This window comes from Streptomyces sp. NPDC057900 (assembly GCF_042887885.1).
Taxonomy (GTDB): Bacteria; Actinomycetota; Actinomycetes; order Streptomycetales; family Streptomycetaceae; genus Streptomyces.
In genome coordinates, this window is record NZ_JBHVOI010000005.1 from 84699 (window position 1) to 99633 (window position 14935).

The following is a 14935-nucleotide window of genomic DNA, read 5'->3' on the forward strand; positions in this document are numbered from 1 at the left end:
CCATCATGAGGTCATACATCGTCGGCGTCGGCATGACGAAGTTCGAGAAGCCCGAGAGCCGCGACTGGCAGTACTGGGACATGGTGAAGGAGGCCGGCACGGCGGCGCTCACCGACGCCGGTCTCGGATACGAGGACATCCAGCAGGCCGCCGTCGGCTACTGCTTCCAGGCCTCCACCGCCGGACAGCGGGCCGTGTACGGACTCGGACTGACCGGGATACCCGTCTACAACGTCAACAACAACTGCGCCACCGGCTCCACCGCGCTGATGATGGCCCGCCAGTTCGTCGAGGGCGGCGGCAGCGACTGCGTCCTCGCGCTCGGCTTCGAGAAGATGGCGCGCGGATCGCTCGGCGGCGGCGGCTCCGACGGCGGCGCGGGTGATTTCAAGACGTCCCCGGTCGCCCGCCACTACGGGATCATGGCCGCCGCCCACGGCTTCGAGATGACCCCGCCCACCGCCCAGATCTTCGGCAACGCGGCCCGCGAGCACATGAAGAGGTACGGCACGACGGAGGCGCAGCTCGCCGCCGTCGCCGCGAAGAACCACCGCCACTCGACGGGCAATCCGCACGCCCAGTTCCAGGACCCGTACACGGTCGAAGAAGTCCTCGCCGCCAAGCCGATCCACCACCCGCTGACCCGGCTCCAGTGCTCACCGACCTCCGACGGGGCAGCCGCGGCCGTCGTCGTCTCCGAACGCTTCGTCGAGGAGCACGGACTCGGTGACCGGGCCGTCGAGATCGCCGCCCAGGCCATGACGACCGACACCGAGGCCTCCTTCGCCTCCGGGACCTGTATCGACGCGGTCGGACTGCCGATGTCACGGGAGGCGGCCCGCCAGGTCTACGAGAGCGCGGGCATCGGCGCGGAAGACCTCGACGTCATCGAACTCCACGACTGCTTCTCCATCAACGAACTCCTCACCTACGAGGCGCTCGGGCTGTGCGGCGAGGGCGAGTCCGGCCCGCTCGTCGAGTCCGGCGCCACCACCCACGGCGGCCGCTGGGTGGTCAACCCGTCGGGCGGGCTGATCTCCAAGGGGCATCCGCTCGGCGCCACCGGAATCGCCCAGGCCGCCGAACTCACCTGGCAGCTCAGGGGCGAGGCGGGCCCCCGCCAGGTGCCGGACGCCCGCACCGCGCTCGCCCACAACATCGGGCTCGGCGGCGCCGCCGTGGTGACACTCCTGCGCCGCTGACCCCTGTGGCCCATCCGGGCCCCGGTCCTACACCGCTGGACCGACGCCGGTACGGTCCGGAAACCGATGTACGGGGTGCTGGGCGGCTGCGAGTATGACGCCATGGTTGACGTCTCGACGCCCACACGCCGTACCGGCCGTACCCGTACCCGCACCTGGGCGGTGGTGCTCGCCGCCTGCGTCGGCCAGTTCCTCGTCGTCCTCGACGTGTCCGTCGTCAACGTCGCCCTCCCCTCCATGCGCACGGACCTGGGGCTGAGCACCACCGGGCTCCAATGGGTGCTCAACGCCTACTCGATCGCGTTCGCCGGATTCATGCTGCTCGGCGGACGGGCCGCCGACCTGTACGGCCGCAAGCTGATGTTCCTCGTCGGCCTCGGCCTCTTCACCGCCGCCTCACTGGCCGGCGGACTCGCCCAGGAGGGCTGGCAGCTGCTCGCCGCCCGCGCCGCGCAAGGCCTCGGCGCCGCCGTCCTCGCCCCCGCGACCCTCACCCTGCTCACCGCCGCCGTCCCCGAAGGACCCGCACGGGCCAGAGCCATCGGCACCTGGATGGCGGTCGGCGCGGGCGGCGGCGCGGCCGGCGGACTGATCGGCGGGGTGCTCACCGACGCGCTCTCCTGGCGGTGGGTCCTGCTGATCAACGTGCCGGTCGGCGTGCTCGTACTGGCCGGAGCCGCGGTCTACCTGGCCGAGGGCCGGACCGGCGAGCGGAGCCGGATCGACCTCCCGGGCGCGCTGCTCGTCACGGCGGGCCTGGCCTCCGTCGCGTACGGCATCGTGCAGACGGAGGAGTCGGGCTGGACCGCGTCCGCGACGCTGCTGCCGCTGCTCGGCGGAGTGGCGCTGCTCGCCCTGTTCGTCCTGGTGGAATCCCGTACGGCGAAACCGCTGATGCCGCTGCGGGTGCTCGGCGCACGGGCGGTGGCCTCGGCCAACGTGGCGATGTTCCTGATCGGCTCCGCCACGTTCTCCATGTGGTACTTCATGACCGTGTACGCGCAGAACGTGCTGGGCTACTCCGCGCTGGAGGCCGGACTCGCCCTGATGCCGACCTCGGTGGCCATCGTCATCGGCTCCAAGTGCGCCCCTCGGCTGATGGCCCGGGTCGGAGCGAAGAACCTCGCGCTCGTCGGCACGGTGGTCGCGGCGGCGGGCTTCGGCTGGCAGTCCACGATGACCGCCGACGGCGACTACCTCACCTCGATCTGCCTGCCCGGCGTGCTGATGATGGCCGGCACCGGCCTCGCGGCGACCCCGCTCGCCTCGCTGGCCACCTCGGGCGCGGCCCCCGGCGAGGCCGGACTGGTCTCCGGACTCGTCAACACCTCCCGCACGATGGGCGGCGCGCTCGGCCTGGCCGTGCTCTCGACCGTCGCCGCCGCCCGAACGGACGGTGGAACGGGCCCGGCGGACCTCACGGCCGGCTACGCCCTGGCCTTCCGGACGTCGGGCTCCGTCCTGCTGGGCGGCCTGCTGCTGATGATCTTCTGGCTCCCGCGCCACCGGCCCTCCGTGCGGCGCTGAACACGTTTCTTTCTAGAGCCAGCCCTGCTGCCGCGCGGCCCGGACCGCCTCCATCCGGTTACGGGTGGCGGTCTTGCCGATCGCGGACGAGAGGTAGTTGCGCACCGTCGACTCCGACAGGTGCAGCTTCGCCGCGATGTCCGCGACCGTCGCCCCGTCCACCGAGGCCATCAGCGCATCGCGCTCCCGGGCGGTCAGCGGACTGGGGCCCGCGCTCAGCGCGGCGGCGGCCAGCGCCGGATCGATGACGGTCTCCCCGGCCAGCACCCGCCGGATCGCCTCCGCCAGATCCTCCACCGGCCCGTCCTTCACCAGGAACCCCGCCGCCCCCGCCTCCATCGCCCGCCGCAGATACCCGGGCCGCCCGAACGTGGTGAGGATCAGCACCCGGCACTCCGGCACCTCCTCCCGCAGATCGGCGGCCGCGTCCAGACCGCTGCGCCCCGGCAGCTCGATGTCCAGCAACGCCACATCGGGCCGCGAGGAGACCGCGGCGGCCACGATCTCGTCGCCCGCCCCCACCTGGGCCACCACCTCGATGTCCGGCTCCAGCCCGAGCAGCAGGGCGAGCGCGCCCCGCATCATCCCCTGGTCCTCTGCGAGCAGCACTCGTACGGACTTGACCGGCCGGTGATCCTGCGGCATCTCGTTCACGGGGAACAGGTTATGGGGGGTGGGCGGTTGGGACGCGTCGACCGGCCCGGTCGGCGGCAGGCCCACTCCGGGTACGCCGCCGACCGGACCGCGCCGGGTCAGAGCAGCGCGTGCGGGTACTGCCCGGCGCGGTTCTGGAAGGCCAGGACCGCGGGGTTCTGCACGGTGCCGCCGCGGATCTCGATCGCCCGGCTGATGGTGCGGTCACCGTCCCAGCCGTCCGGCCCCGCGAGGACCGTCCACAGGAACGGGATCAGCGCCTCGCTGTTCTCCCAGGTGGCCGCGTCCCACAGGTAGGAGGGGCTGTGGTCCACGGCGTAGTAGTGGACGTTGTCGCCGACGGTGAACATCGGCTCGTCGAAGGTCGTGGGCCGGGCCCAGGCGAAACCCATGCCCTCGTCGCAGGAGACGTCGATGACGAGGGTGCCGGGCGCGAGCTTCGGCAGATCCTCCTCTATCAGGAACATCAACGGCGCGGCGGTGTCCTGGAGCACGCAGTTGACGATGATGTCGTGCCCTGCCAGGAACTCGGCCAACGGCTCCGGACCGTCCTCCGTGAGCGCGATGCTGCGCCGGGGGTCGAGGGTGTCGTCGGCGACGTCGTGGTCGAAACGCACGATCCGTGCCGAGTGGATAGGTGAGCTGACGGCGGTGGTGCCGCGGGCGGTGAGCACGTCCACGTCGTGCACGCCCAGCGCGCTGAGCGCGGTCACCGCGCCGCGCGCGGTGGCGCCGAAGCCGATCACCGCGGCACGCCGCCGGCGCCCGTAGTCACCGGTCGCCCCGGTCAGCTGCATGGCGTGCAGCACCGACGAGTAGCCGGCCAGCTCGTTGTTCTTGTGGAAGACGTGCAGGTTGAACCCGCCCTTCGGTGTCCAGTGGTGCATCGCCTCGAAGGCGATCAGGGTGAGCCTGCGGTCGATGGCGGCCTGCGTGACCTTCTCGTCCTGCACGCAGTGCGGCCACCCCCACAAAACCTGCCCGTCCCGCAGCTCCGCCACATCCTCGTGCAGCGGTTTGGCCAGCAGGATGACGTCGCACTCCGCGATCAGTTCCTCGCGCGGGCGGAAACCGGCTACATGCGGTGCGAGCTGGGAGTCCGGTACACCGAAGTGCTCTCCGTACCCGTTCTGCAGAAAGATGCTGGGGCGAAGATCGGCGTCGATGCGTTCGAAGTGCGCCGGGTGGATCGGCAGACGGTGTTCGTTCTCTTTGCGGGCCTGCGACACGATTCCGAGCTTGAGCTGCTGCAAAATACCCCTCTGGTTACCGCCTGTGTAACACACTCCGAGGGGGCACGGACCTGGCCGACGGGCGTCGGCGGCGCTCCTTCGGGCCGGAAGACGGCGTGAGCGCCGCGCTCGCCACCGGCTTTGCGTTACTCCTGCGGAAGAGGTCAGGGGATGAAGTCGGTCAGCGTGCAGCCGCCGACCAGCGCCTTCATCTTCTTGTAGCCGCTCGGGATTCGGGTCTCCGGATCACAGATGAGGGCCAGCAGCCCCGAATCCTTGAGGTTCTCCGTGGTCACACTGTGTCCGGTGACGGCGAAGTCCTTACCCAGGAGATACCCGCTGTCGTGACGCTTCTCCGCCTGGACCTGAAACGCCTTCATGTCGTCGATGGACATGAGGGTGACGTCGTTCCTCTCCTCATCCCAGCAGACGGCACGTTCCTTGATGCCCCACCCCTTGCCGACCGACTCGGCCTCCGGGTCGTCCTCGTCCACGCTGTCTTCCATGTGCAGATCCGCGCAGGTGGTGCGCTGGCTGACGAACGTCTCCAAGTCCGCCATCGTCGCGGCGCTGGGCCGCGGAGGTGGCTCGGCGTCCGCCAGCCGTCCACCGCTGCCGGCGGACTGCCCGTAGCCGTCGGACGAGCCGGAACTCCCCTCGTCGCCCTGTCCGTTGCCGATACTGTCGATGCCGCCGCCGCCGCCGTCGCCATTGCCACAGCCGCTGACGGTCGCCAGTGCCACGATGGCGGCGCCGACTGCCAGCATGCCCCCGAACCGCATGTGCTCCCCCTCGATCTCACCTACGTCAGCAGCCAACTTATCTTGATTGTGGCGGTGTTGAGGGGCCAGCTCCCAGCACTCCGGACCGACTTCGTGATCGTGCGCCTGGGGGCTGGCAGACTCGATGTCATGACGGACGGTATCGAGGAGATTTTCGAACGGGCCGGCTGTGAAGGCGCCCTGTGTGTAAAGCCGTTGGAAGGCGACGCCGAGTTCGGCCTGCGCGCCGACGAGCTTGTGGTCCCGGCCTCGGTGGTCAAGGTGCAGGTCGCCCTGGAGGTGGAGACGTGGTTCGCCGAAGGCCGGTTGGACCCGTGCGAGCGGGTGACCCTGAGTGCTGCCGATCGGACTCCGGGCCCGGTCGGAGTCTCGCTCTTCAATGACGATGCCGTGCTCTCATGGCGGGACATGGTCGTCCTGATGCTCACCATCAGCGACAACCACACCACCGACGCGCTCATCCGACGAGTAGGCGTTGACGCGCTCAACGGGGCAGCGACACGGCTCGGGCTGACCGGCACCGTGATCGACTCCGATCTGCGGACCATGCTCGACTCCATCGGCGAGGACCTCGGCTGCGCCGACTGGAAGGGCTTGCTGGACTGGGCGGCCGACGCGTCGGCAGAGGAGATGGCGCGCGCCGACGAGAGGCTTCTTGTCTCACGCGCCCTGGACCCGTCGCGGGGGACCCGGACCACGCCTCGTGACATGGTCGACCTGTTGCGGCTGATCTGGACGGACCAGGCGGGTCCCGCCGCCGCGTGTGAGCGGGTGCGCGCCGTGATGGGCAGGCAGTTGACCCGGCACCGGATCGCGAGCGGGTTCCGGCTACCGGTGCGGGTCGCGGCCAAGAGCGGCAGTCTGGTCGGCGTGATCCGCAACGAGATCGGCGTGATCTCCTACCCCGACGGTCGTCGATATGCCGCCGCTGTCTTCACTCGATCCCTGCCCGGCTCGGACGACGCGGCGATCAGCCGAGCCATCGGCACCGTCACCGCGCGGGCGGTGACCGCGCTACAGGAGGCGGGCGCCTGAAAGACGGTCATGTGCCGCGCGTGCCTCGGTGAGGGCTCGATGCCGGAGGTCGCCGCCGAACAACTGCATCGTGGTGGCGGCCAGGACGTCGTCCCTGCCGATGGTCCGCGCGTCACCTCGGCGGGTGGACAGGGCCCTGACGGAATCCGTGAGGGACGGGTCCGGGTCCTTGAGCGACGGGTCCGCGCCTGGTTCGTCCGACGTCACGAGGGTGACCGTGCCGAAGCGTTTGACCCCGCCCTCGCGGACGACCATGGCCGCATCCCGGGCGAGGTCCGCCAGGAACACGCTCGCGATCCCGTCCAGGTCGCGGACCATCACCGGGACGGCCGTCACCCCCTGGCTCCGCAGCAGCCTCTTGACCCCGGCCTCGAACCGGTGGGCGCCGGCCACAGCGCTCGGCCTGCGCGACCTGCTGCGCTTGGGAGGGGGCACGATGACACCGTCGTACATGACAACGGACAGCCCCTTGAACGTCGGGCTGTGGTCGTACCAGGTGCCGCCCACCTCAAGCTCGACGTTCCGGTCGATCGCCGAGATGAGGTCCCTGGGTATCAGCTTCTTCCGGGCCTCCTCCGCCGCGGCTCTCCTCGCGGCGGCGATGATCTCCGTGAGCACGGTCCGCGTCACCGAGGCGGCGGCCCACGTGGCCGACCGGGAGACGTGCATCGGCGTCACGTCCCTGAAAACCGCTTTGACGAGAGCGGGCTTGAACGGCGAGACGTCCACCACCGAGGCGGTCTCGGGACCGATGCGCTCAGGGCGTGCGGGCTGTGCGGTCATTGGAAGAACCTTCCTCGGGAGCGGGTGGCGATCCTGCACCCGCTGTCGGCCTAGGCCTGGCTGATCGAGAGATTTGCTGCGGTCGTACGGACCGGCTGTGGCACTGTCGGCTTCCGCTACGGCGCCTCGTGCACCCGGGACAGCAGGGCCATCAACTGGTGCTGCTCGTCCGGAGTGAGTGGCGCCAGCAGCTCGGCGTTGGCTGCCTCGGCCAGGGCCGCGCAGCGGGTGAGGGCGGCTGCGCCTTCCGCGGTGACCGTGATGGCGTTCTTGCGACGGTCGGCGGGGTCCGGGGTGCGCAGGACGAGTCCCGCCCGCTGGAGGTCGTTGAGGATGCCGACCATGTCCTTGGGGTCGACGGCGAGCCGGCGGCCCAGCTCGGCCTGGGCGACCGGCCCGTACTCGGCGGTCGCGGCCAGCACCGCGTGATGCATGAGCTTCAGCCCTTCCGCGGCGAGCGCGTCGGCGACCAGGCCGCGAGCGCGCGCCGCGACGCGGCCGACGAGCCAGCTCGGCAGGGACTGGATGCGCTGGAGTGCTGCGGTCACGCGGTCAGCCTATCCCGAAATTCATTGGGACTCCCTACGACTTCAAGCTATCGTTGGGACACCCAATGAAAATCGAAGGATGGACGGGGAGGTCCTTGTGCTGCGCATTCGCCATGAGGTCGGCGGCGGGCCCGCCGCACTGGTCGCGGAGGAGGCCGACAGACCCGAGCCGGGAGCCGGGGAGGTGCTGATCCGGGCCAGGGCGGTCGGGGTGACGCTGCCCGCCGTGCGCAAGGTCCGGGACGCCGGGGAACCTATCTCGCTCGCCGGCGAAGTCGCGGGGGAGATCACCGCCCTCGGCGAGGGCGTCACCGCATTCGGCGTCGGAGACCGCGTCACCGGGTTGTGCTTCACCGACGCCTACGCCGAGTTCGCGGTCCTGAACACCGCGATGGCCTCCCGGATCCCGGACCGCGCGAGCGACGTGGAAGCGGTGGCGCTGGTCCGCAGCGGCATGGTGGCACGCGGCGCCTACGAGGCCGCGCACGTGGAGCCCGGCCGGTCGGTCCTGGTGACAGCGGCGGCGAGTGCGGTGGGCACGCTCGCCCTCCAGTACGCGAAGGCAGCCGGCGCCGGACGTGTGGTGGCCGCTGTCAGCAGCGCCGACAAGGCCGACTTCCTGCGGGACTTGGGCGCCGACGAGGTCGTTCTGTACGAGGACGCCGACTGGGGCGCCCCGTACGACGCCGTCCTCGACGGAGTCGGCGGCGACCTGCTCGGCCGCGCCGTGCGAGCCCTGGCCGCAGGCGGCCGGCTGGTGGCCTTCAGTTCCGGCGGGGGCACGGTGGAGGCGTACGAACTCCTGGTCCGCGGTGCTTCGTTGATCGGCTTCCAAATGCGTGCCATCGCCGTCGGCAAGCCCGAACTGTACGACCGCTGGCTGCGCGAACTCTGGCAACTGCACGAGGCGGGCACCCTGCGCACCGCCGTGCACGAGGAGATCCCCCTCGCCGAAGCGGCCCGGGCCCACGCCCTCATCGAGCAGCGCCGCAACCTCGGCAAGGTCGTCCTCGTGCCCCCGCTGCGATGGTCGGAGCGTTCATCCGTCTGAGGGGACATCCGCCTCTTCGGTCCCGAAGCGGTGCCCTGTTGCGCGATGGTGCAGCGGTCCTACGAGAGGGGTTCATCATGGAGCGTTCGCTCGCGCCGCACGAGGCGGCCATCACCGCGGCCGATGTGCGGCTTGTCCTGTCCTGCGACGTGACGGGCGACCTGGACGATGCGGTCCTCGCGCAGGCCCTGACCCACCTGCAAACCAGTACGCCGCTGCTCACCGGAAAGATCACCCAGGGGCCGGGGAACCAGCCGCTGGTCCTCATCGCGGATGCGGCCGCAGGGCCGGTTCTCGGGCGCGGCACCGATTTCGACGAGGAGATCAACGCCCCTCTCACCTGGGAATGCGCTTCCGCGTCACCGGGATCGAACTCGGCGGCGACCGGTGCGAGGGGCTGGTGCGGCGCGCGAGGGAGGCCTCGCTGTCGGTCAATCCCCTGGTCTCGGGCGTCCTGTTGACCAGCCTGCGCACTCTGCTGCCGACTCAGGACGGCCCGGCGCGGCTGCTGTGCACCACGGCGGTCGACATGCGCCGCCGGCTCACCCCGCCCCTGCCGGCCGAGGTCCTGCAGTCCGCTGCGACCACCACGTCCCTTCGCCTGTAGGTCACTTGCGTGAAGCTGTGGCGACACCGAAGACGTTGACGCCCTTGAGCCCGATCGGCCGACCATGGTCCACGCAGTTCCTGTACGGTCGTTCCGGAACCGGGCCGTTCGGGCTTGCCTCGCGCCACCGCACGCCGGCGCGTGCCCGGTGCACTGCCCTGCCGATCGCCTGTCGATGGGTTTCGCCTCCTGCGAAGTCGTCTGCCCCGCCCGGCCCTTCGCTCCCCCGGAACGGCTGGATCGGATGACGTCCAGTCATGGGCGGGCGCCGTGGGTACCGGGTCGTGACACGAGCCCCAACCGAGACGTGAGTAAGGAACCGCATGGCACGCGAGCATGATCCGCCCAGCCACATACCGTCGCGGCGGGACGCATCCGCAGGCGCCTCCGGGGCAGTCGACCCGTCCGCGAGTTCACCGGTGTCTGTCCGCCGGGCGGTTCCGATGCGAGGAACGGCCGGAGACCCCGGCGACGCCCTGATGCCGGGCGGATCACGCAACGGCAAGGACATTTCCTCCCCTGCGGCCGACCCGGACGCGGGCGCGCGCAGCCCTTCGAGCGAGAGCGAGGAGAGCGAGGGCTCCGGCCACGAGGCTCCCGAGGCCGCGGGCAGCCAGAAGGAGACCGGGGATCAGGCGGGTGGCGAGGGCGCCGCCGGTGCCTCTTCGGCCGTCGGTGCCGCGCGGGCCGGCGGCACTCCGGAGCCGGCGGCGGAGGAGCCCTCCGAAGCCACGTCGACCACCTCCGCGCAGGCCGGGGCCACTTCGGCGACGTCGGCATCGTCCGCGTCCCCTGAACCGGACCCGGGCCCTGACCCGGCCGCAGCGCCCGCCACCACCCGCACCGTCGGGGGGACCCCGCCCGCCGCCGCTGCGGCAGCGGCGGGAGACAGCGGCGGCGGCGCGGGTACGCACGCGGACGACGTACCGCCCAACGGCCGTCTGAAGAAGCCGATGCTGGCCGCGGCGGCGATCGCCGGTGCGGTACTGATCTCGGTGCCGTTCCTCGTGGCGGGCCAGGACGACCGCAAGCCCGAGAAGGAGCAGACACAGAACGCGGCGGGCACGGTTCTGAACAGCGAACGCTCTGCGTCCCCGGAGACCTACACCAGCGAGTCACCGAAGCCCTCCGTGACGCCGAGTGAGAAGAAGAAGGAGAAGGAGAAGGAGAAGGAGAAGGAGAAGGAGACGGTGAGGCCGTCCACCACACCGACCCTCAAGGCGGCGATCGCCCCGCCACCGCCACCGAAGGCGCCCGCGACCCGGCCCACGGCCACTGTGACGGCGAAAGCACCGCCGGGGACGGCCGCCAGCGCTTTGAACAGCCTCGCGAAGAACGACCCCCGCGGGCGACACATCTGCTACCGGGCCTTCGTAGCAGCACACGGCTGGCAGCAGCCGGTGTGCGACGGGACCATCACCGGCACGACGGACCAGGGCAAGAAGATCACGGCCCTCAACATCGCGGTGTGGAACGTCGAAGGCTCCTCCGCCAACGCCTTGCTGCACGACCCGGGTTCGACGGGCGGCAATTCCAAATGGGCCCCGAACTGGACGGCCGTCGTCGCGGACGGCAAGAACAACTACATCGGCAGCTCGAAGAAGGGCGCCCCGTTCCTGACGGGCTTCGCCATGAACATCGGCAACGGCTCCGTCTGCCACACGGCCAAGATGGGCGGTGGTGGCTGGGGCCCACAGGTCTGCAAGAACAAGCGCCCTGAGTACATGTTCGTCGGCACCACCGCAAACGACCACTGGTTCGAGGCCGTGAGGCTCACGGTCTAACCCACCGGGCTGACACTTCGACCCACGAACGAAACCCCTGAACTGCACCGGGGACCCTGCGGCATCCGCTGGTGGCACCGCTCGTTTCCAGCAGCAGGATTCAGCACTCCCGGGTAACTCCGTTTGACGGCAGTTGCGTTCGAGGTCGAGTAATTGTCCTGCGGCTTCCATCCGGGAGCATCTCTTCAGGGGTGTGGGGTAGTGGCCCGCGTCGTTGCGGAGCTTCGTGCATTGGGTGCACGATTCACGCGGCGGACGGAGGTGGTCGAGGTGCTTGGAGGCTGCCCTGGGGACGCTTCCGCGCGGCTGGTACTGCTTGCGGGGGGTGTCTCTTCTGCGGCCGAGGACGCGGTCTTCGAGGCGATGCTGGAGGGGTGGACACGTCAGCAGCGCGGTAGACGGCGTCTGCGGCCGAAGACGATCGGTGATCGACTCTTCGCGAGTGCTTCACGTGCCGCTGTTGCCACCGTTGGCCTCACTGTTCGGGCGGGGGACTCCTGTGCCGTGGGGGACCCGTCGTCGGGAGGGTTGGGTCAGACCCCGGGAACTGTCAGAGGCAATGGGTGCTCCTGCACCGAGTCGGTTGCACGGGCGTCCATGAATGTCTGGGCTCCTGGGTGGCGGGCTTCAATCGTGCAGGAGGTCCTCGAACTCCCAGGAGTGTCCCGGCGCGTGGTCGACGAACAGCATGCAGGCCTGTCGCAGGTGGGGAGCGAGGACGGGGTCCGCCATCTCGCACGGCGCGGCACAGACGTAGGTGAAGTCGTCGCCGTTCCAGCGCACCCATACGTCGAACGTGCCGCGCCCCATGTCCTCCAGATGACCGGCGTGCTCGTCGGAATGCCCCTGGGCCAGTTCGCAGACCAGCGAGTCGGGGAGCCCTGGGCTACCCGCCTGCTGATGAGCCTGCGCGGTCTCGAACCAGGGCGGACAGACGCGGGAATTGCAGTGAATCACCGTATGGCCTCCGGCTGAGAGGATATGGGGACCGGTCCGTGCGGCGCGCGGCAGCGCACGGGTGGGGGTGGGGACCGCGCTCGGGGGGCGCCGTACCCGGTTGCGGCGCGGCGTTGTCGGACGGGCCACCCGGCGAGCGTCACCAGCAGCCCGGCCGCCGGGTCGAGCACGGTGAGTACATCGGAGCCCCCGGCCGTCAGCCGCGCCATCGCGTGCTCCTGCTGGTCCGGATCCTCCGCCCATGCCCGTAGCCCGTCCGGAACGGCGGGGCTCCGGAAGCTGGTCGAAGGTCGGGGCTCGGGAGTGCCGAGCCCGTCCGCGCGCCAATGCGCCTGCCGCCGCAGCCACCGGAGCGCGAGCCGGCGGTTCGGCAGGGTGACCCTGCCGAGCGAGATGGCCCTCCCGCCGGTCGTCGCGGTGACCTCCGCCGCGTACAGGACGCCGTTCACGCGGCCCGCTCCCCGGTCGGGAACCGGGCCAACGCCCGCAGCGATTCGGCCACTGCTTCGGTGAACGCCGTCAACGCGGCTTCCTGCGCGCAGTGTTCGGAAATCGCACGGTCCAGCTCCGCGCGGAACCTTGCGCGCGTCTCGGGGTCCGACGCGATGCGGTCCAACTCGGAGAGCAGGTCGTCCACGGGTGCTCTCACAGCACCTCACCCCGGCTCCGTGCGTTGCACCGTGCGTTCTGGGCGCGGAGGCGTTCTATGGGGTCCGCAGGGCGTACGTGCTCGGGCTCGGCTTCCCATTCCTGCCCGCCGCAGACCGGCCGCAGCGACCAGTACGGGCCGGCGAGGCCCCGGAACTCGCCCACTTGGTTGCCTCGGCCTATGTCCACCATGAGCGTGCCGGGTTCGGGTGCGGGATGAGCGTGTCCGCTCAGGGAGTCGATATCAGCGCACACGATCGTGCCTCTCCGTAGTCATTCCACTACCAAGGCGGCTCAGCGTGGCCTACGGTCAGGCCGTATTCAATGTTCTGAAAATGGAGGGAACGTTGGTAAACATCAAGGACTTGAACCCGGGCAGCGTTCGGTGCACGTCTGCGCAAGGCGCGGGAGGCACGTGGCCTGAAACAGGACGAGCTCGGCGCGCTGATGGGCTACTCGGGACGGCACATCTCAGGTGTCGAAACTGACAACAAACCGCCGAGCCGCAAGTTTTCGCGCAGCGTCGATGTTGCCCTCGGACTCGCCGGGACCGCCGAATCGTTCGAACGCGCGTGGGGGCGGCTGCGGAACGGAAGTCTCCTGGAGGGGTTCCCGGAGTACGTGGGGTATGAGGGGCGAGCAGCAGAGATCAGGCTGTTTGAGTGCGGCGTGATTCCTGGTCCACTGCAGACGCGAGAGTACGCGCGGGCCCTTGCTGGAAGCTCTGTCAGGCGGGGAGTCATTACGCGCGAACAGGCAGAGGAACGAGTCTCGTTCCTCATGGAGCGACAGGCGGCCTTGGTTCGCCCGATGCCGCCGTTGGTGATCGTGGTGCTGGATGAGAGTTGCATCCGTCGGCCGGTCGGTGGTCCGGCGGTTATGGACGCGCAGTTGAAGCGCCTGATCGACTTTGCCGAGCAGCCGAACACCATGCTCCAACTCGCCCCCTTCGACCTCGGGGAGCGTCGGACCTTAGATCGCTTGGTGAATCTCCTGACCCTCCAAGACCGGTCCGTGATCTCCTACGTCGAGTCGCAGACCCAGGGGCACCTGGACCGCGAACTCAACTCAGTGTTGCCGCTGGTGAGGGCCTACCATCAGCTACAGGCCGAATCGCTCTCCCAGAAGGCGTCCGTGGCCATGATCAACGAGGTACGAAAGGGCACCCCGTGACGACTGACTCTCCCCCCGCTCTCTGGTTCAAGTCCTCCTACAGCAACAACGGTGGTTCCTGTGTCGAGTGGGCTCCGAATCACGCAGCCGCTACCGGCGCCGTCCCTGTCCGCGACTCGAAGGATCTGAGCGGCCCCACGCTGTCCTTCCCGGTCGCCTCGTTCGCCTCGTTCGTGGCTGGTGTCAAAGCAGGCGAGTTCGGCGCCATCTGATCGCTCGGCAGGCGAACGCCGCCTCATTCGCGTCCACGTTGCAACGGTGAAAGGGCACCCCGTGACGACCGAATCCCCCCGCTGGTTCAAGTCCTCCTACAGCAGCAACGGCGGCCAGTGCGTCGAGATCGCAGCCAACCTTGCCGTCTCGCGCGGCGTCGTCCCCGTCCGTGACTCCAAGGATCTGGACGGTCCCGTTCTGGACATCCCCGCCCACGCGTTCAGCTCTTTCGTGGCGGGCGTGAAGGTCGAAGACTTCGGCACCGTCTGAGCAGGCCATCCGGCGCCGCTCCATCGTGTCCTGTGGGGCGGCGCTGTGACCACCTGATCGTCCACTTGCTGACCTCGGCGGACCGGGTTCAGCTTGTCTGTCCTGCCTCGGTACAGCGAGTTCGCCTGAGGCGCGATATGTACTTCGTGCAGACTCTGTTGACGGCCTACTGTCAAATGCAGGCCGAAGTTCCGTCCCAGCCGGCGTCCGTGGCCATGATCACCGAGGCACGAAAGGGCACCCCGTGACGACCGAATCTCTCCAGTGGTTCAAGTCCTCCTACAGCAACAACGGCGGCACATGCGTCGAGTGGGCGCCGGCACACGCAGCCGTTGTCGGTGTTGTTCCCGTCCGTGACTCGAAGAATCTGAATGGTCCCGTTCTGGACATCCCCGCCTACGCCTTCACCTCCTTCGTGGCAGGCGTCAAAGCAGGCGAGTTCGGCGCCATCTGATCGCCCGGCAGGCGT

20 protein-coding genes are annotated in these 14935 nt (G+C 69.5%); 11 read left to right on the plus strand and 9 right to left on the minus strand.

Features of this window, described 5'->3' with window-relative positions:
- Positions 1-5 precede the first annotated feature (5 nt).
- Together ACFVQ0_RS20575 and ACFVQ0_RS20580 are read left to right on the plus strand one after the other, a co-directional pair.
- Positions 6-1202 carry a lipid-transfer protein gene (locus ACFVQ0_RS20575; protein ID WP_390089967.1) on the plus strand — a complete coding sequence of 399 codons (1197 nt, stop codon included), beginning with the start codon at positions 6-8 and terminating at the stop codon, positions 1200-1202.
- A 102-nt stretch (positions 1203-1304) separates the two neighbouring features.
- Positions 1305-2729: an MFS transporter gene (locus ACFVQ0_RS20580; protein ID WP_390089969.1), complete on the plus strand. Its 1425-nt coding sequence runs from the start codon at positions 1305-1307 to the stop codon at positions 2727-2729.
- Between the two features lie 12 nt (positions 2730-2741).
- Here the strand turns inward: ACFVQ0_RS20580 and ACFVQ0_RS20585 are convergent, their stop codons facing one another.
- From ACFVQ0_RS20585 to ACFVQ0_RS20595, 3 genes are all read right to left on the minus strand, one after another.
- On the minus strand, positions 2742-3374 hold the full coding sequence (locus ACFVQ0_RS20585; protein WP_390090728.1) for a response regulator: 633 nt from the start codon (positions 3372-3374) through the stop codon (positions 2742-2744).
- A gap of 107 nt (positions 3375-3481) precedes the next feature.
- Positions 3482-4636 carry a N(5)-(carboxyethyl)ornithine synthase gene (locus tag ACFVQ0_RS20590; protein WP_390089971.1) on the minus strand — a complete coding sequence of 385 codons (1155 nt, stop codon included), beginning with the start codon at positions 4634-4636 and terminating at the stop codon, positions 3482-3484.
- A gap of 143 nt (positions 4637-4779) precedes the next feature.
- On the minus strand, positions 4780-5433 hold the full coding sequence (locus ACFVQ0_RS20595; protein ID WP_390089973.1) for a hypothetical protein: 654 nt from the start codon (positions 5431-5433) through the stop codon (positions 4780-4782).
- A 93-nt stretch (positions 5434-5526) separates the two neighbouring features.
- Between ACFVQ0_RS20595 and ACFVQ0_RS20600 the strand changes: the two genes are divergently transcribed.
- Positions 5527-6432 carry a serine hydrolase gene (locus ACFVQ0_RS20600; protein WP_390089975.1) on the plus strand — a complete coding sequence of 302 codons (906 nt, stop codon included), beginning with the start codon at positions 5527-5529 and terminating at the stop codon, positions 6430-6432.
- On the opposite strand, the gene ACFVQ0_RS20605 is transcribed toward ACFVQ0_RS20600, so the two are convergent.
- Together ACFVQ0_RS20605 and ACFVQ0_RS20610 are read right to left on the minus strand one after the other, a co-directional pair.
- Positions 6412-7215, minus strand: coding sequence for a hypothetical protein (locus ACFVQ0_RS20605; RefSeq protein WP_390089977.1), 804 nt, complete (start codon positions 7213-7215; stop codon positions 6412-6414). The genes ACFVQ0_RS20600 and ACFVQ0_RS20605 overlap by 21 nt on opposite strands.
- Positions 7216-7331: 116 nt before the next feature.
- Positions 7332-7763, minus strand: a complete 432-nt coding sequence (locus ACFVQ0_RS20610; RefSeq protein ID WP_390089979.1) for a MarR family winged helix-turn-helix transcriptional regulator — start codon at positions 7761-7763, stop codon at positions 7332-7334.
- Positions 7764-7860: 97 nt separating this feature from the next.
- On the opposite strand from ACFVQ0_RS20610, the gene ACFVQ0_RS20615 reads away from it, so the two are divergent.
- From ACFVQ0_RS20615 to ACFVQ0_RS20630, 4 genes are all read left to right on the plus strand, one after another.
- Entirely contained in the window at positions 7861-8814 is a 954-nt protein-coding gene (locus tag ACFVQ0_RS20615) for a zinc-binding alcohol dehydrogenase family protein (RefSeq protein ID WP_390090730.1), read from the plus strand.
- Between the two features lie 77 nt (positions 8815-8891).
- Positions 8892-9275, plus strand: coding sequence for a hypothetical protein (locus ACFVQ0_RS20620; protein WP_390090776.1), 384 nt, complete (start codon positions 8892-8894; stop codon positions 9273-9275).
- Positions 9161-9421, plus strand: a complete 261-nt coding sequence (locus tag ACFVQ0_RS20625) for a hypothetical protein (RefSeq protein WP_390089981.1) — start codon at positions 9161-9163, stop codon at positions 9419-9421. Before ACFVQ0_RS20620 ends, ACFVQ0_RS20625 begins: the two co-directional genes overlap by 115 nt.
- 443 nt (positions 9422-9864) lie before the next feature.
- Positions 9865-11205, plus strand: coding sequence for a hydrogenase expression protein HypA (locus ACFVQ0_RS20630; protein WP_390089983.1), 1341 nt, complete (start codon positions 9865-9867; stop codon positions 11203-11205).
- Between the two features lie 627 nt (positions 11206-11832).
- Here the strand turns inward: ACFVQ0_RS20630 and ACFVQ0_RS20635 are convergent.
- The 4 genes from ACFVQ0_RS20635 to ACFVQ0_RS20650 are packed head-to-tail and all read right to left on the minus strand — an operon-like array spanning position 11833 to position 13002.
- Positions 11833-12162 carry a hypothetical protein gene (locus tag ACFVQ0_RS20635; RefSeq protein WP_390089984.1) on the minus strand — a complete coding sequence of 110 codons (330 nt, stop codon included), beginning with the start codon at positions 12160-12162 and terminating at the stop codon, positions 11833-11835.
- Positions 12159-12611 carry a hypothetical protein gene (locus ACFVQ0_RS20640; RefSeq protein ID WP_390089986.1) on the minus strand — a complete coding sequence of 151 codons (453 nt, stop codon included), beginning with the start codon at positions 12609-12611 and terminating at the stop codon, positions 12159-12161. The genes ACFVQ0_RS20635 and ACFVQ0_RS20640 overlap by 4 nt, the downstream gene beginning before the upstream one ends.
- The gene (locus ACFVQ0_RS20645) at positions 12608-12799 is read right to left on the minus strand and encodes a hypothetical protein (RefSeq protein WP_390089988.1); all 192 of its coding nucleotides are present in this window, start codon (positions 12797-12799) and stop codon (positions 12608-12610) included. Before ACFVQ0_RS20645 ends, ACFVQ0_RS20640 begins: the two co-directional genes overlap by 4 nt.
- A gap of 8 nt (positions 12800-12807) precedes the next feature.
- A complete protein-coding gene (locus tag ACFVQ0_RS20650; RefSeq protein WP_390090732.1) occupies positions 12808-13002 on the minus strand; it encodes a hypothetical protein in 195 nt (64 codons plus the stop codon).
- A 201-nt stretch (positions 13003-13203) separates the two neighbouring features.
- Between ACFVQ0_RS20650 and ACFVQ0_RS20655 the strand changes: the two genes are divergently transcribed.
- From ACFVQ0_RS20655 to ACFVQ0_RS20670, 4 genes are all read left to right on the plus strand, one after another.
- Complete coding sequence (locus tag ACFVQ0_RS20655; protein WP_390090734.1) at positions 13204-13983, plus strand: helix-turn-helix transcriptional regulator; 780 nt, start codon at positions 13204-13206, stop codon at positions 13981-13983.
- Positions 13980-14195 carry a DUF397 domain-containing protein gene (locus ACFVQ0_RS20660; protein WP_390089990.1) on the plus strand — a complete coding sequence of 72 codons (216 nt, stop codon included), beginning with the start codon at positions 13980-13982 and terminating at the stop codon, positions 14193-14195. The genes ACFVQ0_RS20655 and ACFVQ0_RS20660 overlap by 4 nt, the downstream gene beginning before the upstream one ends.
- Positions 14196-14256: 61 nt before the next feature.
- Positions 14257-14466 carry a DUF397 domain-containing protein gene (locus tag ACFVQ0_RS20665; RefSeq protein WP_390089992.1) on the plus strand — a complete coding sequence of 70 codons (210 nt, stop codon included), beginning with the start codon at positions 14257-14259 and terminating at the stop codon, positions 14464-14466.
- A gap of 244 nt (positions 14467-14710) precedes the next feature.
- Positions 14711-14920: a DUF397 domain-containing protein gene (locus tag ACFVQ0_RS20670; protein WP_390089994.1), complete on the plus strand. Its 210-nt coding sequence runs from the start codon at positions 14711-14713 to the stop codon at positions 14918-14920.
- Positions 14921-14935: the final 15 nt, after the last annotated feature.